This window comes from Sphingobacterium haloxyli, assembly GCF_002980525.1.
GTDB lineage: Bacteria > Bacteroidota > Bacteroidia > Sphingobacteriales > Sphingobacteriaceae > Sphingobacterium > Sphingobacterium haloxyli.
This window is the reverse complement of the sequence record NZ_PVBQ01000005.1, coordinates 239,779-265,380: the sequence shown is the minus strand read 5'-3', so window position 1 is coordinate 265,380 and position 25,602 is coordinate 239,779. Positions and strand designations below refer to the sequence as shown.

25 protein-coding genes are annotated in these 25,602 nt (G+C 42.1%); 16 read left to right on the top strand and 9 right to left on the bottom strand.

Features of this window, described 5'->3' with window-relative positions; translation table 11 throughout:
* Positions 1–24 precede the first annotated feature (24 nt).
* The 7 genes from C5745_RS08420 (at position 25) to C5745_RS08390 (ending at position 9,025) form a co-directional block, all read left to right on the top strand.
* Positions 25–1,218: an FtsW/RodA/SpoVE family cell cycle protein gene (locus C5745_RS08420; protein ID WP_105716637.1), complete on the top strand. Its 1,194-nt coding sequence runs from the start codon at positions 25–27 to the stop codon at positions 1,216–1,218.
* A gap of 57 nt (positions 1,219–1,275) precedes the next feature.
* On the top strand, positions 1,276–2,382 hold the full coding sequence (gene murG / locus C5745_RS08415; protein WP_105716548.1) for an undecaprenyldiphospho-muramoylpentapeptide beta-N-acetylglucosaminyltransferase: 1,107 nt from the start codon (positions 1,276–1,278) through the stop codon (positions 2,380–2,382).
* Between the two features lie 3 nt (positions 2,383–2,385).
* Positions 2,386–3,741 (top strand): UDP-N-acetylmuramate--L-alanine ligase, encoded by a 1,356-nt coding sequence (gene murC / locus C5745_RS08410; protein ID WP_105716636.1) that lies wholly within the window; start codon positions 2,386–2,388, stop codon positions 3,739–3,741.
* Entirely contained in the window at positions 3,734–4,561 is an 828-nt protein-coding gene (locus tag C5745_RS08405) for a cell division protein FtsQ/DivIB (protein WP_105716547.1), read from the top strand. Before murC ends, C5745_RS08405 begins: the two co-directional genes overlap by 8 nt.
* A 36-nt stretch (positions 4,562–4,597) precedes the next feature.
* Positions 4,598–5,959 (top strand): cell division protein FtsA, encoded by a 1,362-nt coding sequence (gene ftsA / locus C5745_RS08400; RefSeq protein ID WP_105716546.1) that lies wholly within the window; start codon positions 4,598–4,600, stop codon positions 5,957–5,959.
* 139 nt (positions 5,960–6,098) lie between these two features.
* Positions 6,099–7,793 carry a cell division protein FtsZ gene (ftsZ, locus tag C5745_RS08395; RefSeq protein WP_105716545.1) on the top strand — a complete coding sequence of 565 codons (1,695 nt, stop codon included), beginning with the start codon at positions 6,099–6,101 and terminating at the stop codon, positions 7,791–7,793.
* Positions 7,794–7,882: 89 nt separating this feature from the next.
* The gene (locus tag C5745_RS08390; protein WP_105716544.1) at positions 7,883–9,025 is read left to right on the top strand and encodes a sugar phosphate isomerase/epimerase family protein; all 1,143 of its coding nucleotides are present in this window, start codon (positions 7,883–7,885) and stop codon (positions 9,023–9,025) included.
* Positions 9,026–9,067: 42 nt separating this feature from the next.
* Here the strand turns inward: C5745_RS08390 and C5745_RS08385 are convergent, their stop codons facing one another.
* Positions 9,068–9,712, bottom strand: a complete 645-nt coding sequence (locus C5745_RS08385) for a response regulator transcription factor (RefSeq protein ID WP_105716543.1) — start codon at positions 9,710–9,712, stop codon at positions 9,068–9,070.
* Between the two features lie 236 nt (positions 9,713–9,948).
* On the opposite strand from C5745_RS08385, the gene mscL reads away from it, so the two are divergent.
* The 5 genes from mscL (at position 9,949) to tsaB (ending at position 12,122) form a co-directional block, all read left to right on the top strand.
* The gene (gene mscL, locus C5745_RS08380) at positions 9,949–10,356 is read left to right on the top strand and encodes a large-conductance mechanosensitive channel protein MscL (RefSeq protein ID WP_105716542.1); all 408 of its coding nucleotides are present in this window, start codon (positions 9,949–9,951) and stop codon (positions 10,354–10,356) included.
* A 221-nt stretch (positions 10,357–10,577) separates the two neighbouring features.
* Positions 10,578–10,736, top strand: coding sequence for a 50S ribosomal protein L34 (gene rpmH / locus C5745_RS08375; protein WP_105716541.1), 159 nt, complete (start codon positions 10,578–10,580; stop codon positions 10,734–10,736).
* A 51-nt stretch (positions 10,737–10,787) separates the two neighbouring features.
* Positions 10,788–11,198 carry a ribonuclease P protein component gene (locus tag C5745_RS08370; RefSeq protein WP_105716540.1) on the top strand — a complete coding sequence of 137 codons (411 nt, stop codon included), beginning with the start codon at positions 10,788–10,790 and terminating at the stop codon, positions 11,196–11,198.
* Positions 11,161–11,415, top strand: coding sequence for a membrane protein insertion efficiency factor YidD (yidD, locus tag C5745_RS08365; RefSeq protein ID WP_105716539.1), 255 nt, complete (start codon positions 11,161–11,163; stop codon positions 11,413–11,415). Before C5745_RS08370 ends, yidD begins: the two co-directional genes overlap by 38 nt.
* Positions 11,416–11,420: 5 nt before the next feature.
* Positions 11,421–12,122: a tRNA (adenosine(37)-N6)-threonylcarbamoyltransferase complex dimerization subunit type 1 TsaB gene (tsaB, locus tag C5745_RS08360; protein ID WP_105716635.1), complete on the top strand. Its 702-nt coding sequence runs from the start codon at positions 11,421–11,423 to the stop codon at positions 12,120–12,122.
* On the opposite strand, the gene C5745_RS08355 is transcribed toward tsaB, so the two are convergent.
* Both C5745_RS08355 and C5745_RS08350 read right to left on the bottom strand, forming a co-directional pair.
* The gene (locus C5745_RS08355) at positions 12,123–13,052 is read right to left on the bottom strand and encodes a CorA family divalent cation transporter (protein WP_243403289.1); all 930 of its coding nucleotides are present in this window, start codon (positions 13,050–13,052) and stop codon (positions 12,123–12,125) included.
* 46 nt (positions 13,053–13,098) lie between these two features.
* Positions 13,099–13,722, bottom strand: coding sequence for an OmpH family outer membrane protein (locus C5745_RS08350; RefSeq protein ID WP_105716537.1), 624 nt, complete (start codon positions 13,720–13,722; stop codon positions 13,099–13,101).
* Between the two features lie 224 nt (positions 13,723–13,946).
* Here C5745_RS08350 and gyrB point away from each other — a divergent pair, with 224 nt between their 5' ends.
* The gene (gene gyrB, locus C5745_RS08345; protein WP_105716536.1) at positions 13,947–15,905 is read left to right on the top strand and encodes a DNA topoisomerase (ATP-hydrolyzing) subunit B; all 1,959 of its coding nucleotides are present in this window, start codon (positions 13,947–13,949) and stop codon (positions 15,903–15,905) included.
* Positions 15,906–16,109: 204 nt separating this feature from the next.
* On the opposite strand, the gene rpsA is transcribed toward gyrB, so the two are convergent.
* From rpsA to C5745_RS08325, 4 genes are all read right to left on the bottom strand, one after another.
* Positions 16,110–18,044 (bottom strand): 30S ribosomal protein S1, encoded by a 1,935-nt coding sequence (rpsA, locus tag C5745_RS08340; protein ID WP_105716535.1) that lies wholly within the window; start codon positions 18,042–18,044, stop codon positions 16,110–16,112.
* A gap of 104 nt (positions 18,045–18,148) precedes the next feature.
* Entirely contained in the window at positions 18,149–18,562 is a 414-nt protein-coding gene (locus C5745_RS08335) for an acyl-CoA thioesterase (RefSeq protein ID WP_105716534.1), read from the bottom strand.
* Between the two features lie 9 nt (positions 18,563–18,571).
* Positions 18,572–19,615 (bottom strand): endolytic transglycosylase MltG, encoded by a 1,044-nt coding sequence (gene mltG / locus C5745_RS08330; RefSeq protein ID WP_105716533.1) that lies wholly within the window; start codon positions 19,613–19,615, stop codon positions 18,572–18,574.
* 10 nt (positions 19,616–19,625) lie between these two features.
* Positions 19,626–20,381, bottom strand: a complete 756-nt coding sequence (locus C5745_RS08325) for a PASTA domain-containing protein (protein WP_105716532.1) — start codon at positions 20,379–20,381, stop codon at positions 19,626–19,628.
* A gap of 105 nt (positions 20,382–20,486) precedes the next feature.
* Here C5745_RS08325 and C5745_RS08320 point away from each other — a divergent pair, with 105 nt between their 5' ends.
* On the top strand, positions 20,487–21,491 hold the full coding sequence (locus tag C5745_RS08320) for a D-alanine--D-alanine ligase (RefSeq protein WP_105716531.1): 1,005 nt from the start codon (positions 20,487–20,489) through the stop codon (positions 21,489–21,491).
* A gap of 40 nt (positions 21,492–21,531) precedes the next feature.
* The gene (locus C5745_RS08315) at positions 21,532–22,470 is read left to right on the top strand and encodes a peptidoglycan DD-metalloendopeptidase family protein (RefSeq protein ID WP_105716530.1); all 939 of its coding nucleotides are present in this window, start codon (positions 21,532–21,534) and stop codon (positions 22,468–22,470) included.
* Between the two features lie 34 nt (positions 22,471–22,504).
* On the opposite strand, the gene C5745_RS08310 is transcribed toward C5745_RS08315, so the two are convergent.
* Complete coding sequence (locus tag C5745_RS08310) at positions 22,505–23,002, bottom strand: dihydrofolate reductase (RefSeq protein WP_243403288.1); 498 nt, start codon at positions 23,000–23,002, stop codon at positions 22,505–22,507.
* A 28-nt stretch (positions 23,003–23,030) separates the two neighbouring features.
* Positions 23,031–23,852 (bottom strand): thymidylate synthase, encoded by an 822-nt coding sequence (locus C5745_RS08305; protein WP_105716528.1) that lies wholly within the window; start codon positions 23,850–23,852, stop codon positions 23,031–23,033.
* 424 nt (positions 23,853–24,276) lie between these two features.
* Between C5745_RS08305 and mtaB the strand changes: the two genes are divergently transcribed.
* Positions 24,277–25,599 (top strand): tRNA (N(6)-L-threonylcarbamoyladenosine(37)-C(2))-methylthiotransferase MtaB, encoded by a 1,323-nt coding sequence (gene mtaB / locus C5745_RS08300; protein ID WP_105716527.1) that lies wholly within the window; start codon positions 24,277–24,279, stop codon positions 25,597–25,599.
* The last annotated feature ends 3 nt before the right edge of the window (positions 25,600–25,602 follow it).

The window sequence follows — 25,602 nt, the reverse complement described above, 5'->3', positions numbered from 1 at the left end:
ACGAATAAAATTTGATAAATGATGATGGATCAGATTTTCAGTAAATTAAAAGGTGACAAATGGATATGGATTATTGTGATTGTCCTGTCCGGGTGGTCTCTGTTGGCGGTTTACAGTTCGGTAGGTACACTTGCTTATAAAGAAGGTAAAGGTACGGAGCTGTATCTTTTCAAACACTTCTCCATTATTGCTGTAGGTTTGTTGCTGATGTATTTATCACATAAATTAGATTACCGTTATTATGCAGGCATTTCGAAATTGTTGATGATCGTTACCATACCGCTATTGCTGTTCACATTGGTTGGCGGGAACAAAGTCAACGACGCTAGCCGCTGGGTAACGATTCCAGTCATCAACCAAACCTTTCAAACATCGGATTTGGCGAAATTAGCATTGATTACTTTTCTAGCCCGTATGTTGTCGCGTAAAGCGCATGAAATCAAAGACCTTAAGAAATCATTCATCCCAATAATGGGAACGGTGTGTATGGTTTTCGTCCTAATTGCTTGGGCAAACTTGTCCACCGCCTTAATGTTATTCGGTACAAGTGTGTTGTTGCTTTTGATTGGACGTGTGAGTTTCAAGCAAATTGGCATTGTTTGTGTCGGAGGGGCATTCCTGTTGTTGTTAGTGATATTGATTGGGCCGCGCCGCGACACGTATATCAGCCGGTTCCAAAGTTTCTTTAAGACCGAACAGACAGCACAGCGTAATTCCTCCTTTCAAGAAGATAAAAATTATCAAGCGAACCTGGCTAAAATGTCTATCGCTTCGGGAGAGCTATTTGGTAAAGGTGCTGGGAATAGCGTAGGTAGGAATTTATTGCCACATCCCTATTCTGATTTCATTTTTGCGGTTATTGTAGAGGAGTATGGAACTATTGGGGGGGCAATCCTGCTCTTTTTATACGTTGCGTTAATGTATCGCTGTATACGGATTGTGACATTGAGCCCGCGCGCATTTGGGGCCTTCCTAGCAGCGGGCTTGGGATTTAGCCTAACCATACAGGCATTGGCGAATATGGCCGTTGCAGTTGGCTTGGGGCCAGTGACGGGTGTGCCATTGCCACTCGTCAGTATGGGAGGAACGTCGATTTTGTTCACGAGTGTGGCACTGGGCATTATTTTAAGTGTTAGTAGGAGCATAGAAGAATTAAAAGGAAAAGAAGAATTGAATGAAGTTCCGAAAAAACAGCGCGTGGTTGTTGGAACGATATAGGCGTGAAGAGTATATAGGGAATAAAATACTTTGCACGAGGTACTAAAACACAAAAGAATGGGACATAAAGTAATCATAAGCGGAGGGGGCACGGGAGGACATGTTTTTCCGGCTATCGCGATAGCGAATGCATTACGTCGTATGGAACCGGATGTAGAAATCTTGTTTGTCGGTGCTAACGGGCGTATGGAGATGGATCGTGTGCCCGAAGCCGGCTACAAAATTGTGGGACTGGATATACAAGGCATCGACAGAAATTCATTGTTGAATAACTTGGCGCTGCCCTTCAAGTTGATCAATAGTTTGATAAAGGCACGGAAAACCATAAAGGAATTCGGGGCTGATGTGGCAGTAGGCGTTGGTGGGTTTGCGTCAGGGCCTTTATTGATGGCAGCCAACAATATGGGAATGCCCACGTTGATTCAAGAACAGAATTCTTATGCCGGTATAACGAATAAGCTTCTTGGGAAGAAGGCGCAAAAGATATGTGTAGCATATGAGGGGATGGATGCATTCTTCCCGGCGGAAAAGATCATGTTGACAGGTAATCCCATACGCCGCGATTCGGTTGCCATAACAGGAAAACGTGAATTTGCTTTGCAGGTTTTTGGGTTGCAGCCGCATAAGAAAACCATATTGATTATAGGGGGCAGTTTGGGCGCAAAACAGATGAATGGTTATGTCCTTGACGTCATACACGAACTAGGAGAAAAGGAAGATGTGCAGTTTATTTGGCAGACGGGAAAGAGGTATTACGAGCATATGCAGGAGATATTGGACATGAGTAAGGTAATCCCAGGTAATGTAAAAGCCGTCCCATTCTTAGAACGCATGGATTTAGCTTACGCTGCGGCAGATCTGATTATCTCGAGAGCAGGTGCGGGGACGATATCTGAACTATGTGTCGTGGGTAAGCCCGTAATATTGGTGCCTTCACCCAATGTTGCTGAAGATCACCAAACGAAAAATGCAAAGGCTTTGGTTGCTAAGGAGGCGGCTGTAATGATTTCGGAAGCTGATGCCAAGCATACCATGATGCACGTAGCGTTAGCCTTACTTGCTGATGAAGCTAAATGTGCATCTTTAAGTACAGAAATTGAGAAGATGGCTAAGCCAGATGCAGATGAGACGATAGCGAGAGAAATATTAAAAATGATTAAATAGATGATGAACCTTGACCATATAAAACGTGTTTACCTGCTCGGAATAGGGGGGATTGGTATGAGCGGATTGGCCCGTTACTTCAAGCACTTAGGTTGTGACGTGCGGGGTTATGATAAAACAGAGACCGAGCTAACGCGTGCTTTGGTGCAAGAGGGTATTCAGGTAATCTATCAGGATGATATCGAACTACTGCCAGATGAATTTAAACAACCATCGGAACAAACACTGCTGATTTATACACCAGCTGTTCCGAAGGATCTTAAACTGAAAGCTTATTATTTAGATAGCAAAATTCGACTGTACAAACGTTCGGAGGTCTTAGGGATGATAAGTGCAAGCCGGTACACGATTGCAGTAGCGGGAACGCACGGCAAAACGACCACGTCGACGATGATCGCACATATATTGAAGGATTCGGGTTATGATTGCTCCGCGTTTTTGGGCGGAATCAGTTCCAATTATGATAGCAATGTGTTATATGGTAGAAATAATGTGGTGGTTGTGGAAGCTGACGAATACGACCGATCGTTTTTGACCTTGCATCCAAATATCGCTGTCGTTACTTCAGCTGATCCCGATCATTTGGATATATACGGTGACGAACGACACCTTATCGAATCTTTTGAGCTGTTTTTAAAGCGCGTAGTCCAAGACGGGGTATCCATTGTGAAGAAGGGTTTGCCTTTTAGCGGAGACATAACCTACGCAAGCGAGGATGAGTGCGATGCTTATGCGCGTGGCGTTCGCGTGGATGATGGTGTGTTTTATTTTGATTACATCGCCGATCAAACGGAAATGCTAAACATTCCTTTAGGTATTCCGGGGCTACATAATATAGAAAACGCGGTGGCGGCTATTACCGTGGCTTTACAACTTGGGATCACGCCCGATAAAATTAAATCGGCGTTAGCTTCGTTCAGGGGGGCGAAGAGACGGTTTGAGTATATCGTTAAAACGGCGACACACGTGTATATCGACGATTATGCCCACCATCCGGAAGAATTGCGTGCGTTTCTAACATCGATGAGGAGACTTTATCCCACAAAGAAATTGACCGTAGTGTTCCAGCCGCATTTATATAGTAGGACGCGGGATTTCGTGGATGGTTTTGCGGAGGTACTGGGATTAGCGGACGAACTATTGTTGATGGATATTTATCCGGCAAGAGAGTTGCCTATTGAAGGTGTAACTTCAGCTTGGCTGCTTGACAAGATCACTGTTGCGCATAAGCAGCTTGTCTCGCCGACGGGTGTTTTGGAAGTAGTGAAGCAACGCCGCCCGGAGCTGGTCGTGACGGTAGGGGCGGGTGATATTGATAAATTGGTTAAACCTTTAAAAGAGATTTTGGAAAATGCTTAATGCCGTTCGTAACATACCTTGGAGACAACTTGGTTATGCCAGTTTAGGGCTTATTGCCCTAATAGGGATAGGTATGTTGATGGGCTTGGTTAAGAAGAAGGATACGGCACAAGCTTGTGCTTCCATGAAGGTGGTGGTGGAAGGAAAAGAAACCTTTATCGATCAGCACGACATTTCTGACTTGGTGAATACAAAATTCGGAAATGTCGTTGGAAAACCGTTGAACGAAATTCCGATCGATCAGATCGAAAAAGCGTTGATGGAGCTTCCCTACGTGTCCAGTGCAGAGATCTATACCGATATGGACGGGATATTGCAGATTTTAGTACAACAACGAGAGGTCGTTTTGCGTATTGTAAATAAGGCAGGGAAAGAATACTACATTGATACAAAGGGAGCAAAAGTGCCCGTAACTTTGAAATACGTTCCACATGTTTTAGTGGCAAATGGGAATATACAAGAAGGGTATGAAAAACCATTGGATACTATTCAGACCCAACTATTGACGGACTTGGTTGCTATTGTGGACCATGTGAAGAATGATCCGTTGTGGAGTAATCAGATTGTTCAGCTTTATGTAGATGATAAGCAAGACATCGAGATCATTCCGCGGGTAGGGACTCAGCCACTAATTATTGGCAGTGCGGATAAATTAGCAGAAAAGTTAGCGCGTTTGGAGGTTTTCTATAAAAATATTCTACCAAAGGTCGGTTCGGACGCCTACGAAAAGGTAAACGTGAAGTATGACGGACAGATTATTTGTGAACGACGGGATGGGTGGGTGCTCGATAGTTTACAGATAAAATTAAAAATGAAATAATTAAATATTGAATATACAGCAACAAATACACAGCATATGAAACCAAGATTAGCAGAAAACGAAAAGGATAGTCCGATCATCGTAGGGTTAGATATCGGAACAACGAAGATTTGTGTCACGGTCGGTCGTCGTAGCGGAGCCAATAAGATTGAGCTTTTGGGTGTAGGGAAAGCCGAATCTTCGGGTGTAAACCGCGGCGTGGTCGCTAACATCCAAAGAACGGTAAGTAGCATTCGAGATGCAGTCTCCATAGCAGAATCCCAATCAAATGTAGATATCAAGGTGGTCAATGTAGGGATTGCGGGTCAGCATATCAAAAGTATTCAACATCGTGGTATTCTGACCAAACGAGACTATGATGAGGTGACGCGTATCGATGTGGAACAATTAATCTCCGACATGTACAAGCTGGTGCTTCCTCCGGGCGAGGAAATTATTCATGTATTGCCACAAGAGTTTACCATAGACAACGAACCGGGTATCAAAGAACCTATTGGTATGGCCGGACGTCGCGTAGAGGCGAATTTTCATATTATTTCCGGACGAGTAACGGATATCAATAATATCAAACGTTGTGTAGATAATTCGGATTTGGAAATCTCTTCTCTTGTGTTGGAACCTTTAGCGTCATCCGAAGCTGTGTTGGATGATGAAGAAAAAACTGCTGGTGTAGTGTTGGTTGATATCGGCGGTGGTACAACTGATGTGGCTATCTTTCATGAAGGTATTATCCGTCATACAGCGGTCATCCCGTTAGGCGGAAATATCGTGACAGAAGATATTAAACAAGGTTGCTCGGTATTGCGTAATCAAGCGGAACAGTTGAAAGTCCGCTATGGTTCTGCTTTGGCAGACGAAAATAAGGACAATGAGGTAATCTGTGTCCCAGGTATCCGGGGACGTGAGCCTAAAGAAATTTCAGTAAAGAACTTGGCTTATATCATCCAGGCTCGGATGGAGGAAATAATTGAGCACGTTTACTATGAGATTAAGTCATCTGGCTACGAAGACAAATTGATCGCGGGCATTGTTATTACCGGTGGCGGTGCCCAATTAAAACATTTGGTTCAATTAGTAGAGTACATTACAGGAATTGGTTGTCGAATCGGTTATCCCAACGAATATTTGGCGAAGACAGAAATGCTGCACAAACAGGCGTTAGAGGAATTGAAGAGTCCGATGTATGCCACGTCTATTGGGCTTTTGATTAAAGGCGTGCAGGCTGTTGAAGAAGCAGAAGCCACTGAACAAGAGGTGGAGACATCAAGAAAGGTAGGGAAAGTTAAGGAAATTGCGGAAGAGAAGAACAAGAAGGAGAGTTGGTTTTCCAAACTTCTTTCCGATTTTATCAAGGATGATGCAGGGATTGATGATGACACATTCATAGGAAGGAAGTAAGTTTTCCACAATGGATATTTTTTCCACAAATTAACAAATGTGGAAAACTGTTGTGAAGATTTTGGTATTATTACATTTGAATTGTTGAACCTGTCGGGGATTTATAATTGGTTTAGCAAGAGTTAAATAGGGTATTTTTATGTCGATACAATTTGAAATGTTAAAGGAACAATCATCAATAATTAAAGTTATTGGTGTGGGTGGTGGAGGTGGCAATGCCGTAAACCACATGTACAAGCAAGGGATTAGTGGGGTTGACTTTATCGTTTGCAATACGGATGCGCAGGCGTTGGAGTTGAGTCCTATTCCGAATAAGGTACAACTGGGAGTGAGTTTAACAGAGGGAATGGGCGCCGGTGCAGATCCTGATGTTGGTGAGAATTCAGCTATTGAAAGTATTGAGGATATCAAACGTATGTTGGGTACCAATACGAAGATGCTTTTTATCACTGCGGGTATGGGAGGTGGTACAGGTACTGGGGCCAGTCCGGTGTTGGCAAAAGCTGCGAAAGAGCTTGGTATCCTAACGGTAGCTATTGTAACTACTCCTTTTACATTCGAAGGTAAGCGACGCCGGTCACAGGCGGAAGAAGGCTTGTCGGAATTACGCAAATATGTCGATTCCTATTTGGTTATTTCCAATGACCGTCTGCGGGAAATATTCGGTAATTTAACGATGACGGCTGCTTTTGCCAAAGCTGATGATATCTTGACTACGGCTGCCAAGGGTATTGCGGAAATCATTACCATTCCGGGTTATGTCAACGTGGATTTTAAAGATGTACGTACCGTCATGAATGACAGCGGTGTTGCTATTATGGGCAACGCTGTTTCTACTGGCGAAAACCGGGCGCTGGAGGCTGTAACTGGCGCGTTGGCATCGCCACTGTTGAAAGATAATGAGATCGAGGGTGCACGCTATATTCTACTCAATATCACTTCTGGTAAAAAAGAGGTAACGATGGATGAGGTTGCTATTGTGACAGATTACATCCAAGAGCAAGCGGGGCTTTCTGCGGATCTTATATGGGGTAATTGCATTGACGATAGTTTTGAAGATGAGTTGTCGGTAACCATCATTGCCACAGGTTTCCAGACTGCCGAAGAGCGTGTCAAAGAAAAAGAGAAGGAAAAAGTTGCCTTACCTTTAAGCCCAGAACCGGCCAAACAATTTGTAAAACCAGTAGTTCAAAATCAGTTCATAAAAAAGGAAGAACCTGCTGCTACACAACAGACATACATTAAACCGATACAGGATACAACGGCTGAAGCACCTTCGATGGGAAGTCCGGCGACTCCCCAGGGAGACTTGTTCACTTCGCCGAAACCAATTCATGCGGCGGTAGCGAAAAAAGAAGAGCCAGAGGTTATCCGTCATACCCTGAATTTGGAGGAGCCCGAGCAGGAGGAAACACAAGATTCAGGCTTTGAATTGAAGACGTCGCCTTCTGTGTTTGAATTTAAACTACCATCGGTATTTGATACATATGATAAACCGAAAGATATAGAAGATACGAGCGACCTAGCAAGTTCGGTGAACGAAGAACCGACAGCACAGGTAGAAATTGCATCTGAAAAGGAAATAGATTTCGAAGACCAACTCATGAAGACGAAAGAACGTATATTGCGTTTAAAAGAGTTGAGTATGAAGCTAAAATCTAGTAATGGTTTACAGGAGCTGGAAAACGAGCCTGCCTATAAACGTAGACAAAAATCGCTGGAAGATGTGCCGCATTCATCGCAATCACAAGTGTCGCGGTTTACGTTGTCTTTTGATGACGGCGATACCGAGATCCGGCCGAACAATTCGTTCCTGCACGACAATGTCGATTAATCATCGAGATCAAAATACACTTGGAAGACAGCAGAAATGCTGTCTTTTTTATTTATATTTACCCAAGTGAAAATTAAATCTAGACGTATATGTTGGCTAAACTAAATAACCCTATTTGGGTAATGAGCTCCGCGTACGATAAATTGACTTTGGAAGAACTAATAGCCACTTCTAAGGAGGTAGGAGCACAGGGGATCGATTTGTGTGTATTTAGGAAAGACGGAACGCGCGAAGATCACACCGCTACGCATTTAGAATACGAAGACTTTTCCGCGACGGATGGCAAGCGTCTGATTGAGAAGTTTAATGCAGCGGAACTGAGTTTATCCTTGGGAGCATTTGAAAATATGATCGGTGGTGACCCTGAACAACGTATTAAAAATCAAAACCACCTTTTGCGCCTTATCCGGATAGCTTATCTGCTAGGCGGAGATAGAAATGATGTAAAAGTAGGGACATTTGTCGGGTATAACCATGATCTCGGAAATGAAATCGATGGGTTTCAGAAGAATTTAGAAGAGTATAAGCGCGTATTTGAACCTATCGTGAAATATGCGGAGGACCTTGGTGTCACCATTGTATACGAAAACTGTCCAATGGAAGGTTGGCGTTCTGCGCGTTATACCTCGACCTATAATAACTTACCCGCTGTGTTAGCTGCTAGAAAATTAATGTATACATTAATTCCAAGTAAGGCGCACGGAGAAATATATGACCCATCTCACGATATATGGCAGAATGCGAATCCTGTTGATGTGATGGAACAAATGGATATCGATCGATTAAAGCGTATTCACGTAAAGACTACCCGTAACTTGAAAACCAAAGCCCGTGTGGAATGGGGAGGGATGTATCCCATGCAGCAAGTGGATGTTTCGTTGGCGGAACAAGCGGACATTACCATTCCGCAACACGATTGGGATAGACACCACTATGAAGCGATGCTTCCCGGGTTTGGCGGGACAGATCATATGGATTGGAATGATTTTGTTGCCGTGTTGCATCGACGAGGCTTTGACGGTCCTTTCGAAATTGAAAACGAAGCTAAAAACTCAAAAGACACTGGAAATATTGCAGCCACTAATCAAGGGTTTGCCAATTGTATTCGCTTCCTATCGCCGCTGCTATGGGAACTGGATAGTGAAAAAGGATATATATATCAGCGTAGAAGCTACCTGGAAGAACCGTCTGTAAAGGATATTCCAGTAGTGACCATTGATCAACTGAAGTAAAAATGAGGAGGCTACCATAAAAAAAGCCTCCTTACCTATTTGTTACTTGTTCTCACTATGTAGCTTAAATAATTCAATGAGTTCGGGAATATTGCTTACATTTAATTTCTCGAAAACACGACTTTTATAAGTGCTCACGGTGGAAGAACTTAATTCCATCAATTTGGCCATCTCCAAAATGCCGAGTCCCTTGGTAAGATGCTTAGCTACATCCATTTCGCGATTTGACAGTTTATATAGGGGGTTACTCTTATCGAAAGAAGACTTACTCGTAGTGAGCTTTTGTATATAAAGTTCCTTAACCGTATCCGACATATATTTTCCACGTGTTATGATACTCTCTATTGCGTTTTTGAGCTCAGACATAGCGGTAGTCTTGTTAAGGTAGCCACAGGCTCCCGCATTAATGTATCGTAAAGCGTATATACTTTCCTCATAGGAAGAGAAAACCAATATTTTCACGCCGGGTTGTATATCCAACAATTCCTTGATGACTTTAATGTTATTGCCTCCAGGCATGTTGATATCCAGCAAAAGTAAGTCGAAGGATTCCCTGCGTAATTGATCGTAGACCTCGTCGTAGGTCTGTGCTTGTTGGATGCCGGCATCGGCAATACACTCCTTAATAATCATGGACGCCCCCAATCTTACAATGCTATGGTCGTCTGCTATTAATACTTTCTTCATCTTTTGGTTACTTATGTAACAAACCTAAATAAAATGCTCTACATTCACGAACCGAATATTAAAAGAGCTCGTGCATGCATTTAAAAATAAGGAAAAATGTAATATCTACGAGAGAAATCATCACAGGTAACTCATTTTTATACGTAATTTAAATAGTCGCTTCGAAGGCAGAAATTCGTGATAAATATATGTTTAATTGTCATTTTTGTGTATAATTGTTTTAAAAAAATAACATTATGGGGTTTTTAAAAGAATTTAAGGAATTTGCGATGCGCGGAAGCGTCGTCGATTTAGCAATCGGTGTGGTAATTGGAGGTGCATTCGGTAAGATTGTCACTTCGCTGGTCGATGATATTATCATGCCTCCAATAGGTTATATTACGGGTGGTATAGATTTCACGGAGATGCGGTATATCATAACGGAAGCTAATGAAGCTGCTGGCGTAACAGAGGTTTCCATCAACTACGGTAATTTTATCAACGTGGTTATCCAGTTCATCATTGTTGCCTTGTGTATTTTTATGGTAATCAAGGGTATGAATTCGCTTAAGCGGAAAAAGGAAGAAGCACCAGCAGCGCCTCCAGGACCATCGAAAGAAGAAGTATTATTGACTGAAATTCGCGACGCATTGCGAAGCAAATAGATTTTGATCTGTTCAAACTACACAAAGGGTGAATAAACCGAGCTTGCGAGTTCTTGAACACATCTTAAGCAAACACTGGTGAAAAATCTGATAGGTTCATCACCTTTAAGGAATAATTTATTAAGATGAAAAATTTGCTTCTTTTCTAAAATAACACTACTTTTGCACTTCCTTGCATTAGGGACGATTGATTAAGATATAAAAACAAGCATAATAGCGTCATGAAAAGAACATTTCAGCCTTCGTTAAGAAAAAGAAGAAATAAGCACGGTTTCCGTGAGCGTATGAGTACAGCTAACGGTAGAAGAGTATTAGCTGCTCGTAGAGCTAAAGGAAGAAGACGTCTTTCCGTATCAGACGAATACCGTCATAAAGGATAATAAATACGGGCCGGTGACTCCTGCGGGCTTGTGTTTCGGCAAATAGTCACAATGAGCTATACATTTACGAAGGAAGAACGATTATGTAGCAAAAGGCTTATCGAAAGTCTTTTCCGTAATGGTTCTTCTTTCGTTGTGTACCCTTACCGAATAGTGTTTCAGTACGCTCCGCTGATGCAACATAATGCTGTTCCCGTACAGTGTATGATTTCCGTCTCCAAACGCCGCTTTCGAAAAGCCGTAGACCGAAATGCTATAAAACGCCGTATACGTGAAGCTTATCGGTTGCAAAAATCAGATTTGCACACTTTTCTTCAAGAACATTCCTTACATTTACGTTTGGCATTCCAATATGTGGGAAAGGAAAAGGAGCCCTATACAATGCTCTATCAACGTATGGGAAAAGTATTAACCAAACTGAAAGATGAGCATACTCAAATTTTTATGGGAGAAGCTGATTAAGAAACCATTACAGTGGCTTTTTGTACTTGTTATACGTTTCTATCAGCTGTTTATTTCGCCGTTGCTGGGTGCCAACTGTCGATACACGCCTACTTGTTCTCAGTACGGTAAGGAAGCTATTATGAAATATGGACCTTTCAAAGGCGGTTACATGGCGATTCGACGAATTTTCAGATGCCATCCTTGGGGAGGTCATGGACATGACCCTGTTCCTTAATGTTTATGATTGACAATATATATATCTTACAAATAGAAACGGCGACACCGGTATGCTCGGTGGCTATAGGAAAGAACGGTGAAACGATAGCTAAAATAGAAGCAGATGCTCCTAATTTGCATGCGAGTCATTTAACGCTCTTCATTGAGCAGGTACTGGACACCGCTGCCGTTACGCGGGAAAGTCTACACGCTGTAGCAATCAGTATGGGTCCGGGCTCTTATACGGGGCTTCGGATCGGTGTTTCAACTGCTAAAGGCTTATGCTATGCATTGGATATTCCGTTAATTGCTGTCAATACCTTGGAAGCAATGGTCCACGGATTTGTTCCCCAAAAAACAGCGTCCGACGAAACTAGTATATACGTGCCCATGATTGATGCTCGGCGTATGGAGGTTTATATGGCTCAATACAATGCAAAGTTACAAGGCGTGGAGCATACGGTGGCGCGTATTATAGATAACCAAGCGTTTGCCGATGAAAATAAAGGACAGAAATATATCCTCTTCGGAAGTGGAGCAGACAAATTCGAAGCGCTTTTCGACGAAAATGAAACGGTACAAGTGAAGGTAGGATTCCGTAATTCAGCATCGTTTTTTGACAAACTTGCTTTCCAGAAATTTCAACAAGGCCTTTTCGAGGATGTGGTTTATTTTGAGCCTTATTATCTCAAGGATTTTATCGCTACTACTCCTAAAAAACGATAATTACAGCCACCGGCGCTTTTTGAACCAATAATAGATGAGTGCGGCGAGAACGGCCATCGCTATCATAATTGCTGGGTAGCCGTAGTACCATTCTAGCTCAGGCATATTTTTAAAGTTCATTCCGTACACCCCTACAATGAACGTCAGCGGCATAAAAAATACCGATATAATCGTTAGTGTACGCATAATATCATTGGTATGGTTGGACTCTATATTGAAGTAAACCGAGAGAAGCTGTGCCGTATTTTCCGAAATGTTGCGATACAGGGTGGAGGAGCGGGCATAAGTGTCTTTTAGATCCTGTGTATATATGTTTTTGAATGCCGATAAATGAAAAAAATCTACGATATCCCTGTACAGGGTCAATATAATTCGAATCAGGTCGATTTGGCGTTTAATATAATAGAGCTGACGCAGAAAGTCCCTTTTCCGTCGATTTAAAAACACCATCTCTTCGTAACTGTCCAGTTGGGTATTCAGTTTGTTGATCACCAGATTTTCAAAGGTCTTCAGTGCTTCGGAGGTAAGGTGGTTGATAAAAAGTTTGCTGGAATGGAGTTTACCAAACGGGAAACTGTCAACCAGTTTTTCCAGATATCCAATATTTCCGCGATGGACGGTAATTACAAATTTGTCACTAAAAAATATGGATATGCGTTCTGTAATTTCGGTTAAGGTATCTGAAAAGTTATCAAACCGAGAAGGAATGGAACGTATAATGAGGAAATGATAGTTTTCAAACGCTTCTATCTTGGGTAACTGTCCAACCTGTAAGCAATCTTTGATGGATGCTTCATGTAGTTGGTATTTAATACGGAGCGTTTCAAAATCTTCAAGTGTAGGCTCAGATATATCAATCCAATCAAAGGAAGCGTTGCTGGAATCTAAGACGGTGCGGACCATATGTGACGTAATATAATCATCAATCACAAAACAAATAAGGCTATTCTCGGAACAGCCTTATTTATTTGAATTTTTATTTCTTTTCCTTCGCTTTTTTGTCTTTATATTCCTTATTTAGCGCCTCTACTACTTCCGCTGTAATATCCATTTTCTTCTCGGCATATAATACGGTTGGATTGGAGACAGAGTATGTCAATACCAGTTCATAGCCTTTCTCTTCCGCGTGTTTTTTCAAATATTCGGTAATCGTATTGTATACGTTCGTGAATTCGGTCGATTCATCCTGCGCGATAGATGCCGACGCATTTTGATCTAAACGGCCAAGTTCGTCTTGTTTTCTGGCAAGCCGTTCTTCTGTCGCCTGACGCTCCGAGGCACTCATGCTGGCCGCCTTTTGCTGATATTCGGCTACCTCACGTTGGAAAGCTTGTCCTTTACTTTGCAAGTCACTTTGTGCTTTCTTTACCTTTGCCTCTAGTTTCGTTCTAACGTCTTTATAATATTCGTATTTTTCTGATAAGGTATCAGAGTTTATATAAACGATTTTCTCTTCGTTGTTGGCGTTCACTACAGCTGCAGCTGAATCATTCGTTGTATTGGTCGTTCCTGTGCTGGCGTTTTGGTTACATGAGGCAACGGCAAGGATTGCAATTAGTCCTAAAGATGTCTGTGATACAGTTTTAAATAGTTTATTCATTCTAATATAGTTTTCAGAAAACAAACCTAAGATAAAAAATCAACTTTTAGAAGTTCTTTGTCGTTTCATCGAAAAATTGTACCAAAAAAAACCGATGATACCCGTATAACCTGTTGGGTAAAAGGCTTGGTATCCTAGGTGTCTTTACATATACTATCTCTTGATTTTTAGGGAAAAAATTCGTATTTTTGAATGTTAAACGGTACTCATTTTAATTTAATTTCATGAGCGAAGAAAATAAGAATCGGTCAACGTACTCCGCCGATAACATTCAGGTGTTAGAAGGTCTGGAGGCAGTACGTAAGAGACCTTCCATGTACATTGGTGATACGGGTATTAAAGGTTTACACCATTTAGTTTACGAGGTAGTTGATAACTCTATCGATGAAGCCGTAGCAGGGTATTGTTCGGATATCAACGTCACTATTCACAGCGACAATTCTATTTCTGTTAAAGATAACGGACGTGGTATCCCGACGGGTATTAACAAGAAGGAGAATAAATCGGCCTTGGAATTGGTAATGACCGTGCTCCACGCTGGAGGTAAATTCGATAAAGATACGTATAAAGTGTCTGGTGGTTTGCATGGTGTGGGCGTTTCTTGTGTGAACGCTTTATCTATCCACCTATCGGCGGTCGTTCACCGCGATGGCAAGATTTTTCAGCAGGAATATGAAAAAGGTAAACCGTTGTACAACGTTAAAGAAATTGGTGAAAGCGATATCACAGGGACGATAGTCACTTTCCGTCCAGACTCCGAAATTTTTACGATGACAACCACGTATAATTATGATACGTTGGCAAATCGTTTGCGCGAGTTGGCGTTTCTAAATAAAGGCGTCCGCTTAGCATTGACTGACGAGCGGGAGATTAATGAGGACGGCACGCTTAAGTCAGACGAATTTTATTCTGAAGGTGGCTTGCGGGAATTTGTAAAGTTTCTAGACGGCACGAGGCAACCGCTTATTCCGGAGCCTATATACGTAGAGGGGATAAAGCAAGGTATACCAGTTGAGCTGTCCTTGCAGTATAACGATACGTACGCGGAGAATGTCCATTCATACGTAAATAACATCAACACCATCGAAGGTGGTACACACGTCGCAGGTTTCCGTAGGGGATTAACGCGTACGTTAAAAGCATATGCTGACAAGTCAGGTTTGCTTAAAAATCTCAAAGTTGACATCACTGGCGATGACTTTCGTGAAGGCCTAACAGCTGTAGTGTCTGTTAAAGTGGCAGAACCGCAGTTTGAAGGGCAAACGAAAACAAAACTGGGAAACAATGAGGTGATGGGTGCCGTAGATATGGCTGTAGGAGAAATTCTAGGGGTTTATTTGGAAGAAAATCCGAAAGAAGCAAAAACCATTGTACAGAAAGTTATCATCGCTGCTCAAGCTCGTGCTGCTGCACGTAAAGCGCGCGAACTCGTGCAGCGTAAAACAGTTATGGGAGGTTCGGGACTTCCGGGAAAATTGGCCGACTGTTCGGATAACGACCCAACGAAATGTGAGATTTTCTTCGTTGAGGGAGACTCGGCAGGAGGAACAGCCAAACAAGGACGTAACCGTCGTTTTCAAGCTATTATGCCGTTGAGAGGTAAAATCCTAAATGTGGAAAAAGCCATGGAGCATAAGATTTATGAAAACGAGGAAATAAAAAATATGTTTACGGCGTTGGGTGTAAGTGTAGGAACAGCAGAAGACTCTAAGGCGCTTAATCTGGAAAAATTACGCTATCATAAGATCATCATCATGACGGATGCTGATGTGGATGGTTCGCACATTGCTACCTTAATTTTGACTTTCTATTTCCGATATATGAAGGAACTGATAGAAAAGGGGTATGTATATATAGCAACGCCACCACTTTATCAAGTAAAAAAAGGTAAAGAATCGGAGTATGCCTGGAGCGAAGACCAACGTCTTGCAGCCATCCAACGATTAAAAGGCGCAGGAAAGGAAGAGTCTGTGAGTGTACAGCGGTATAAAGGTCTTGGAGAGATGAATGCGGAGCAGCTGTGGCTAACTACAATGGATCCGGAACATCGCACGTTACGTCAGGTTACTATCGAAAACGCGGCAGAATGTGATCGAATATTTTCCATGTTAATGGGAGACGAAGTCGCTCCACGTAGAGAATTTATTGAAAAAAACGCCAAATATGCGAAGATCGACGTATAGATCCACGATGTAATCTAGGAAATCCCAACCTGTTACGAGAGGTTGGGATTTTTTTGTCACTTGTTGTCAACTTAATGAGCCCTCGATGATTATGTACCTTTGCTGGATACGAAGTCGCAGTAGTATTAGAAAGCTTAGCAAATTCCATAAAAAAGCCCCGATTGGATTTCCAATCGGGGCTTCGAAGTATGCAGATAATCTAAATTACTTAGATTTCTTTTCGTCGCCTTCCATTTGCTCTTTCAACTGAGCAAGAACGCCTAAATCACCTAAAGTAGATTTCTCAACAGAGTCTTTTACTTTCTTCACAGCCGAATTAGCAGCTTTTGCTTCTTTTTTACGATTGTTGAATTCTTCGATACGAGCTTCCGATTTTTTATCTTCCCAGATACGGGAGTGAGAAATAACCAGACGCTTGTTCTCTTTGTTGAACTCGATGATTTTGAACTCAGTAACTTCGTCAACTTTCAATGGGCTACCGTCTTCTTTGACAGAGTGTTTGTTCGGGCAGAAGCCTTCTACACCATATTGTAATGCAACGATATCACCTTTGTCACCAACTTTGATTACCGTACCTTCGTGGATAGAACCCTCTGTAAAGATAGTTTCGAAAGTATCCCAAGGGTTTTCTTCCAATTGTTTGTGACCTAGCGAAAGTTTACGGTTTTCTTCGTCAAGTTCCAAAACAACAACCTCTAATGTTTCGCCCACTTTAGTGAACTCGTTAGGGTGGTTGATTTTCTTAGACCAAGAAAGGTCAGAGATATGGATCAATCCATCAATACCGTCTTCCAACTCTACAAAAACACCGAAGTTCGTCATGTTTTTAACAACAGCGGATTGTTTCGAACCGATTGGATAACGCTCTGTGATGTTTTTCCATGGGTCAGGTGTCAGTTGCTTGATACCTAGGCTCATTTTACGTTCTTCGCGATCTAATGTTAAGATCTCAGCTTCAATTTCGTCTCCTACTTTCAAGAATTCTTGTGGAGAACGTAGGTTTTGAGACCAAGACATTTCCGATACGTGAATTAAACCTTCTACACCAGGGATAATTTCAAGGAACGCACCGTAATCTGCTACAGTAACGATTTTTCCTTTTACTTTAGAACCTATAGCTAGATCTTTGTCTAAAGATTCCCAAGGATGCTCTGATAATTGTTTAAGACCTAAAGCGATACGTTTTTTCTCATCGTCAAAGTCTAATACAACTACGTTGATAGTTTGGTCTAAAGCCAACACTTCTTTTGGATGCTCAATACGGCCCCAAGAGATGTCTGTAATGTGAAGCAAGCCGTCAACACCACCTAAATCGATAAATACACCGAAATCTGTGATGTTTTTAACAGTACCTTCCAATACTTGTCCTTTTTCCAATTTAGCAACGATTTCAGTTTTTTGGTTTTCTAAATCGTCTTCAATCAGCACTTTGTGTGATACAACAACGTTTTTAAATTCATGGTTGATCTTAACCACTTTGAATTCCATTGTTTTACCTACGTATATGTCGTAATCACGAATAGGTTTGATGTCGATTTGTGAACCAGGTAAGAAAGCTTCCACACCTTTGATGTCTACAATTAGACCACCTTTAGTACGTGATTTAACGAAACCATCGATAATAGCATCGTTTTCCAATGCCTCATTGATAGCCTCCCACGATTTTTGTGTTTTAGCACGTTTGCGTGATAATACAAGCTGACCATTTGCGTCCTCTTGAGATTCTACAAATACGTCTACTTTATCACCAACTTTCAAGTCAGGTAAGTCGCGGAACTCAGATGATGCTACAAGACCGTCTGATTTGAAGCCTACGTTCAATACAACATCTTTGTTATTGATCGATACGACAGTACCTTCAATAATTTCGCCTTGATTGATTTGATTGAACGTTCCAGCGTACTGCTCTTCTAATTTAGCACGCTCTGTGTCACTGTAGTTACCGAACGCTTTTTCATCTAAATCCCAGTCGAAGTCACCTTCTGGTGTACTCCATGCAGTAGATTTGATGTCGTCGATTAAGTTTGAATCTGCTTCAGACTCGATTTGTTCAGTGTCTTTCACTACTTTAGTGTCAGCACCTTGTAGCTCTGCGTTTTTCGCCGCTAACTCTTTTTCTGCTTCTTGTTTTTTTGCCATTAATTATTAATTCTCCTTTTCCCTGCGTTGCAGGGACTGCAAAGATACGAAAAACTTTTATTTACAATAGATTATATTTAAAAAATTGAATTTCGGTACCTGCTTCATTCCGAGCGGAAGTACGGCTCCATTTTTTCCTGGAAAATCTGAGGAGCACGACAGGGTTTATTCTTTGCCATATCGACAAAGACAAGCTGGGTATAACCCGTATTCAACAATATACCGTTTTGGTTGTATATCTCATACTCAAATTGGATGCGCACCACCGGTTTTTCTTTGATATAGGTTTTGATAGTGATCAAATCATCGTACCGCGCGGGCTGGTAATATTTGCATACCAAGTCTGTAACGGGTAGCATAACGCCCAGGGCCTCCAATTCTTTGTAAGAAATACCCGTGCTGCGTAACATTTCCGTACGGGCTACCTCGTAGAATGCTGCATAGTTTCCATAATACACATAGCCCATTTTGTCGGTCTCTGCATAGCGTATGCGCAATTGAGTTTCGTGTGTAAACATGCTGTTCCCTTATCTCATTATATTTCGTTCATTCAGCGCGCGTTGAAACTTTCGTGCGTTTACCAGGTGTTCTGCCTGCGTTCTAGCAAAATTATGGTAACCGGAAAAATCATCTTTAGCACACATATAAATATAATCATGCTCCTTATGATTAAGGACAGCGTCGATAGCTGCAATGCTAGGAAGCATAATTGGTCCGGGGGGCAGCCCTTTATACCGATAGGTGTTATAAGGATTGTCGATGGTAAGGTGCCTATTCAGTACGCGCCGGATAGTAAAGTCGTTGTTCGCAAAAATCACCGTAGGGTCTGCTTGCAATAACATTCCTTTTTTCAGGCGATTGAGGTAAAGTCCCGCGATAGCCGGCATCTCGTCGGTATGCAACGCTTCTCCCTTAACGATAGAAGCAAGAACGCTTACTTCTTGTGGTGTTAACTGGACGGCTGCTGCTTTTTCTTTGCGTTCAGAAGTCCAAAATTTGTTGTATTCGTCATGAAAACGGGCAACGATTTTGTTCGGTGCTGTATTCCAATATATCTCATACGTGTTCGGTATAAACATAGTGAAGAAATTCTCCGCAGTAAACCCATATGACGTTGCAACCTCTTCATTATCGAGGATCGTTATAAAAGCGGTGGAGTCCGCCTCGAAATTTTTTCCTAGCAGTGCGGCAAAATTCGCTTTGAGACGGATGTTCTCAAATCTAAACTTAACCGCCTCTTGAAAACCCCCTCTAAGATTTCCTATCAAGCGTCTGTTAGACATACCTTTCGTCAGCTTATACCGTCCGGGTTTCACATTATCTGGATATTCCATTGTCTCCGCGACAAAACGAAAAAAAGCCGGATTCTTGGCGATCTGTTGTTCTGAAACCGCACGTGCGACATCTTCGAATGTATCACCTGTCTTTACGTAAAGATACTCTTGTTTGTCTGTAATACTCGGACCCATAAAAGCCTGATACCCGATCCACGCCGCTACAATGCCTACAATTAATAATAGAATGAATATAATGCTGAAAGCTTTCCGAAAACTTCTTCTTTTTTCCGTCATGTTTGTTTCTTTAATTAGCTAACGTGATATGCACCGGACTGCCTAAGCTTATAAAGCCTGCGGTACTATCTGGTTGCTGGGAAATGATTGTTGTAGACAGCGAATCAGTGACCATTCCCGAATAGGTAATATTCCCTACGTTCAACCCTACACCCGACAGTGCAAACCGTGCTTCACTTAATGATAAACCAATAAGATTAGGCACTTCGATATCATCTGCCCCTTGCCCGTTACCCAATACGATCGTTATCTGAGAGCCTTTTGGGATAAGTCTTCCGGCTTTCAACGGTTGACCGCCAAACTTGACATCCAAGACAACATCCCGTGCGATATCAGCAATATATACAGTGTCGGCGACTTTAAGCGATTGGTTTCTCAAAATAGCTGACGCTTCAATCCACGTCTTGTCTATAATGTCGGGGAAGGCTACCTCTGGCGGTGTCTCGGTGATAATTGTCAAATAAATCGTCCTTCCCGTTTTCACATGCGATTTGGCATCAGGATCTTGCTCGATGACCAGACCAGGCTTTGCGTCCATTTGATAAACGTAATCAATCGAATAGGCTAAATCTGCTTTGTCCAAGGCCTTTGTTGCATCTCCGATATGCAAGCCCTCGACTTGCGGCACTTCGATTGAAACGCCATGTTTAGTATACCATTTGAGTCCGAAATAAATACCCAAAAATAGGAGAGCAAATGCTATCAACGCACCAATTAAATTTTTTCTAAACGTATCTGTTCTCAGATACAACAATAGTTTCGACATGTATTGTTCCTATAAAATTAAAGTACATTTTACCACGCACTGAACTTTCAATATAATAGACAAAATTATTCTTTTTTCCCCGTAACACAAGTTATATTTGTTTTTATGAAAACAAAAGTGGCTTTAATCACCGGCGGGTATACCGGAGAGGCGGAGGTTTCTTTCAAGAGTGCCGCATTTGTACAAGAGAAACTTGACAAGGAAAAATACGATATATACCCTATAACAATTACGTTGGATCGTTGGTTTCACGTAACAGAGACGGGTATTAAAATACCGATAAATAGGGAAGATTTTTCGTTGGATATCGAGGGAGATATCGTAACATTTGATGTTGCCTTTATCATCTTACATGGGGCGCCTGGAGAGGACGGTCGCTTGCAAGGTTACCTAGATATGATTGGTCTACCCTATACGTCCTGTGATGCATTGACTTCAGCCCTGACGATGAATAAAGGATATACAAAAGCCGTTATATCGGATATCACTAATCTTTACGTAGCGAAATCTGTTTTATTATTTGAAGCAAATCGGAGAGAGGCTGTTGCTATGGTACAGCAAAACCTGACCTTACCTTATTTTGTAAAGCCCAATGCAGGAGGAAGCAGCATAGGTATGTCGAAAGTGAAGGAGTCATCTGCGTTACAGCCCGCATTGGACAGGGCTTTTGACGCAGCAAACACTGGTTGTCAGGTTCTTGTCGAGGAATTTGTGACAGGACGCGAATTTTCGCAAGGTATCTTTCGAAATGCAAAAGGAGAGTTGGTGGTGTTGCCTGCCACGGAGGTTCGCACCACACGCGAGTTTTTTGATTTCGAAGCAAAGTATGTGGCTGGATTAACAGAAGAAATCACGCCGGCTGACTTAACAACGGAGCAGAAAGAGCGAGCTTCTCGGATTATCCAGGATATCTATGTTCGTTTAAACTGCAAGGGTATGGTACGTGTGGACTTCTTTTTGGAAAAGGATACGGATAACTTTTACTTTATCGAAATCAATACGATTCCTGGTCAGACCGCACAAAGTTTTATCCCACAGCAAGTGCGGGCTGCGGGGATGGAAGAAGGCGAATTTTATGCCGAGTTAATTGAAGCGGCTTTGAGAAATTAGATTTATTTTCTACTTTTATTGAAAAATACATCTAATTGTTATGAGGAAGAGAAAATTAAGTCTTCTTTTCGTTTTCTTTTTAGGAGGTGTTGCCGGTTTACAAGCACAAGAAAAGAACGTTGTTGTACAATCCAAGCGCAACAGCGATAAATCTGTGGAATTAACCTATGAAAAAAATGATCCCGGACATGTTTTATTGGCATTGAATTTTAAAGAATTGTCCAATGCCAGAACGACAAAACAGGTGTTTGCTTTAAAAGGATATGCCGGTGCCGTTACAACATTGTTGCCGATTAACAGAGAACAATCTATTACCTATTCGTATAACTACCGGTATGTTCGCGGAAAGTTGAACCCCAAGATTGATGCAGAGGATATTTATATTCTGCCATATACCTCCGGAACACAAGTCTATGTCGCAGAAGCGAGATTTTTAAAAGCAACTTACTTTGGCAATACAGCACCCAATGATTGGAAATCGTACGGCATGGCGACCGACGAGCAGCAGGCTGTAGTTGCCAGTCGGAAAGGTACTGTAGTGGAGGTAACAGATATCTATGATGACGAAGAAAGCGATGGTACTTCGTTTACGAGTAAACAAAACGGTGTTATTATCGAGCATAAGGATGGAACATTGGCACATTACAAAGGATTGGCAAAAGGATCTGTAAAAGTTAAGGTGGGAGATGAAGTGAATCCGGGAACGATGTTGGCGCTTAATACAAAACGAGGGGATTCGAATAGATATGGAATCACGTTTGTCGTGATGTATTTAAAAAGCGACGATTTATATATGAACGCCGGAAAAACGATGGGTACATCTCAAAGTCTGTATGGGTTTGTAACACCGCAGTTTTTTGTAGATGGTGAACCCGCGGTGTTGAAGGATAGGACAACATATACAGCCAAGTCCAACGATGATGTTATCGCACGGGAAATGTCAAAAAAAGAGCTGAAACGTTATCAAAAAGGGAAGTAGCAACTATCCACTGAATTGATCTTTATATAGGGTGTCAAACCCGCTCCCAAGCCTCAAAGGTAAAACCATAGGCATGTCGGTCATCCTGTACATGCCTATCTTCACTGACCTTTTTCCATTCGTTTGCTGGAAGCTCCGGGAAATAGGCATCTCCATCCAAACTGGTATGTACGCGCGTTAATAAAACCTTTTGGGCGAGCGGAAGTGCTTGTTTATAAACCTTCGCACCGCCAATGATGAAGATTTCTCTTTCGTCGCGACAGTACGTGAGGACCTCAGCAAGTGAGTTGGCCACATCAACGTCTTCCGCCAACCAATTTAAATCTTTCGTCAGCACAATGTTACGTCGTTGCGGCAAAGGCTTTCCTATGGATTCATACGTTTTTCGCCCCATGACAACAGAATGATTTAACGTATGCTGTTTGAAATATTTAAAATCATCCGGAAGATGCCATAGCATCTGGTTGTCTTTTCCAATAGCATTGTTCTCCGCTGCAGCTACAATTAGGGTTATTTTTAGATCACTCATCATTCATCACTTATGGTTCATCACGCGGTCCCTACACGGCGACAGGGGCCTTGATATGAGGGTGAAACTCGTAATTTTCTAATTCAAAATCTTCAAACTTAAAATCGAAAATATTTTTCACATCCGGATTTATTTTTATGCTAGGTAGCGGTTTCGGTTCCCGGCTTAACTGCAACTCCGTTTGTTCGAAATGATTACTGTATATATGGGCGTCTCCCAATGTATGGACGAAATCGCCAACTCCCATGTCACATACTTGGGCAACCATCATGGTTAATAAAGCGTATGATGCAATATTGAAAGGCACCCCTAGGAAAATATCCGCGCTTCGCTGGTAAAGTTGGCAAGAAAGCTGTGGCTTCATGATACCCTTTTCAGGTTGTGCGGGCGCAACATAAAACTGGAAAAAAGCGTGACAGGGCGGAAGCGCCATGTTCTCTATTTCCGCAACATTCCATGCAGACACAATAATCCGGCGAGAGTCGGGTGATTTTTTAAGCTGCTCCATAACTTGCGTTATTTGGTCGATATGGCGGCCGTCCGGTGTTGGCCAAGAGCGCCATTGTGAACCATATACAGGCCCTAGATTACCATTTTCATCCGCCCATTCATCCCAAATGCTTACTCCGTTCTCTTTTAAATATTTGATATTTGTGTCGCCCTGTAAGAACCAGATCAATTCATGTATGATGGAACGAAGATGTAATTTTTTAGTGGTAACCAACGGAAAACCGTCGTTGAGGTTGAAACGCATCTGGTAACCAAATACACTGCGTGTGCCAGTACCTGTGCGATCCATCTTATCAACCCCATTTTCATAAACATGCTTCAGTAAATCCAGATATTGTTTCATAATGACTACGAAGATAGTTGTTTTTTTCTTAACAAAAAAAGAAACAAAACCGAACGAAGTGGGCTCATGGATACCAAAATAAACTCGCTTTGTTCAAACAGTATTTATTCATCGGGGTATGCCTCTTAAGGCATTCATGATTACTTGGTAATTTGTTTTTAACGGAATAATCTTCAGGAAAATGGCCACAGAACAATATAAGGTCGATTGTCTCCGCTTGAGTGCTAAGTGGTATTGGCTACTTTTACCCACCGCTGCACCATCCCTCCCTTAACACAAAATGTCGCCTCAAAAGCTTTGGCAACTGTAGAAATTTCATTTTTGTACAATCCCAAATGCCAAAGGTTTTCAGCGACGAGTTTTTTTGGTTCTTTTTTGCGGAAAAAAAGAACAACATATTTTTTAGTAACTTTGCAAAATCGTCATGAACAAAAAAGTAGCTTTTTATACGTTGGGATGTAAACTGAATTACTCAGAGACGTCTTCTATTGGCCGGATTTTCAAAGAAGCGGGCTATGAAACCACACCGTTTAATAGCCATGCAGATGTATACGTTATCAATACCTGCTCGGTGACTGACCATGCGGATAAAAAATGTCGTAAGGTTGTGAAAGAAGCATTGAAGCATTCTCCAAATGCCTATATTACCATCGTGGGGTGTTATGCCCAATTGAAACCACGGGAGATAGCCGAAATTCCCGGCGTGGATATGGTTTTGGGGGCTGCAGAGAAGTTTAATATTATCGAACATATCAACGATCTGACGAAGCAAGAAAAAGCTGTGGTTCATAATGCGCCGATAGACGAGACACATCAGTTTGTTTCTGCTTATTCCATAGGCGATCGCACCCGTACGTTTCTGAAAGTACAGGATGGATGTGATTACTCGTGTACATTCTGTACGATTCCATTAGCACGTGGAGCAAGCCGTTCTGGAAAGATTGAAGATATCGTAGCGCAAGCGGAAGAGATTGCGGCTTCGGGCGTAAAAGAAATTGTGTTGACGGGCGTCAATATTGGCGACTTTGGGATACGAGATGGCAAAAGGCAAGATCGTTTTCTGGATTTAGTGAAAGCGTTGGATGAAGTCGAGGGTATAGACCGTATACGCATTTCCTCTATTGAGCCGAACCTGCTGGCGAATGAAATCATAGAATTTGTCGCACAATCTAAAAGATTTGTGCCGCATTTCCACATGCCGTTACAATCAGGAAGTAATAAAGTATTGGGGAAAATGCGTCGGCGCTATAAACGCGAACTTTATGCAGAACGCGTCGCGAAGATCAAATCGTTGATGCCAGACTGTTGTATAGGTGTCGATGTTATTGTGGGATTTCCCGGCGAAACAAAGGAAGATTTTCTCGATACATACAACTTCTTGAATGAAATGGATATTTCCTATTTGCATGTCTTTACCTATTCAGAAAGGGACAATACGATTGCCGCGCAGATGGAAGGAGCCGTTCCGGGGGCACAACGTAGCGACAGGAGTAAAATGTTGCATATACTTTCGGAGAAAAAGAGACGTGCGTTCTATGAAAAGCAACTCGGTAAAACAGGGGAGGTGCTGTTTGAGAGCGATGTTAAAGACGGTTATATGCATGGGTTTTCGAAAAATTATGTGAAAGTGCGCTCGTTGTACGACCCATTACTCGTCAACGAGATTGTGCCTGTTAAATTCGCGGCTATTACAGATCAATGCGAAGTGGAGATAGAAGAATTGCCCGAGTTGTCGATGCATTCGTAAGAT

What these genes read in the sequence shown, in the direction of transcription:
- C5745_RS08420 (WP_105716637.1), top strand. Translation starts at nt 25, where the DNA reads ATGGATCAGATTTTCAGTAAATTAAAAGGTGACAAATGGATATGGATT.
- murG (WP_105716548.1), top strand. Translation starts at nt 1,276, where the DNA reads ATGGGACATAAAGTAATCATAAGCGGAGGGGGCACGGGAGGACATGTT.
- murC (WP_105716636.1), top strand. Translation starts at nt 2,386, where the DNA reads ATGAACCTTGACCATATAAAACGTGTTTACCTGCTCGGAATAGGGGGG.
- C5745_RS08405 (WP_105716547.1), top strand. Translation starts at nt 3,734, where the DNA reads ATGCTTAATGCCGTTCGTAACATACCTTGGAGACAACTTGGTTATGCC.
- ftsA (WP_105716546.1), top strand. Translation starts at nt 4,598, where the DNA reads ATGAAACCAAGATTAGCAGAAAACGAAAAGGATAGTCCGATCATCGTA.
- ftsZ (WP_105716545.1), top strand. Translation starts at nt 6,099, where the DNA reads ATGTCGATACAATTTGAAATGTTAAAGGAACAATCATCAATAATTAAA.
- C5745_RS08390 (WP_105716544.1), top strand. Translation starts at nt 7,883, where the DNA reads ATGTTGGCTAAACTAAATAACCCTATTTGGGTAATGAGCTCCGCGTAC.
- C5745_RS08385 (WP_105716543.1), bottom strand. Translation starts at nt 9,712, where the DNA reads ATGAAGAAAGTATTAATAGCAGACGACCATAGCATTGTAAGATTGGGG.
- mscL (WP_105716542.1), top strand. Translation starts at nt 9,949, where the DNA reads ATGGGGTTTTTAAAAGAATTTAAGGAATTTGCGATGCGCGGAAGCGTC.
- rpmH (WP_105716541.1), top strand. Translation starts at nt 10,578, where the DNA reads ATGAAAAGAACATTTCAGCCTTCGTTAAGAAAAAGAAGAAATAAGCAC.
- C5745_RS08370 (WP_105716540.1), top strand. Translation starts at nt 10,788, where the DNA reads ATGAGCTATACATTTACGAAGGAAGAACGATTATGTAGCAAAAGGCTT.
- yidD (WP_105716539.1), top strand. Translation starts at nt 11,161, where the DNA reads ATGAGCATACTCAAATTTTTATGGGAGAAGCTGATTAAGAAACCATTA.
- tsaB (WP_105716635.1), top strand. Translation starts at nt 11,421, where the DNA reads ATGATTGACAATATATATATCTTACAAATAGAAACGGCGACACCGGTA.
- C5745_RS08350 (WP_105716537.1), bottom strand. Translation starts at nt 13,722, where the DNA reads ATGAATAAACTATTTAAAACTGTATCACAGACATCTTTAGGACTAATT.
- gyrB (WP_105716536.1), top strand. Translation starts at nt 13,947, where the DNA reads ATGAGCGAAGAAAATAAGAATCGGTCAACGTACTCCGCCGATAACATT.
- rpsA (WP_105716535.1), bottom strand. Translation starts at nt 18,044, where the DNA reads ATGGCAAAAAAACAAGAAGCAGAAAAAGAGTTAGCGGCGAAAAACGCA.
- C5745_RS08335 (WP_105716534.1), bottom strand. Translation starts at nt 18,562, where the DNA reads ATGTTTACACACGAAACTCAATTGCGCATACGCTATGCAGAGACCGAC.
- mltG (WP_105716533.1), bottom strand. Translation starts at nt 19,615, where the DNA reads ATGACGGAAAAAAGAAGAAGTTTTCGGAAAGCTTTCAGCATTATATTC.
- C5745_RS08325 (WP_105716532.1), bottom strand. Translation starts at nt 20,381, where the DNA reads ATGTCGAAACTATTGTTGTATCTGAGAACAGATACGTTTAGAAAAAAT.
- C5745_RS08320 (WP_105716531.1), top strand. Translation starts at nt 20,487, where the DNA reads ATGAAAACAAAAGTGGCTTTAATCACCGGCGGGTATACCGGAGAGGCG.
- C5745_RS08315 (WP_105716530.1), top strand. Translation starts at nt 21,532, where the DNA reads ATGAGGAAGAGAAAATTAAGTCTTCTTTTCGTTTTCTTTTTAGGAGGT.
- C5745_RS08310 (WP_243403288.1), bottom strand. Translation starts at nt 23,002, where the DNA reads ATGATGAGTGATCTAAAAATAACCCTAATTGTAGCTGCAGCGGAGAAC.
- C5745_RS08305 (WP_105716528.1), bottom strand. Translation starts at nt 23,852, where the DNA reads ATGAAACAATATCTGGATTTACTGAAGCATGTTTATGAAAATGGGGTT.
- mtaB (WP_105716527.1), top strand. Translation starts at nt 24,277, where the DNA reads ATGAACAAAAAAGTAGCTTTTTATACGTTGGGATGTAAACTGAATTAC.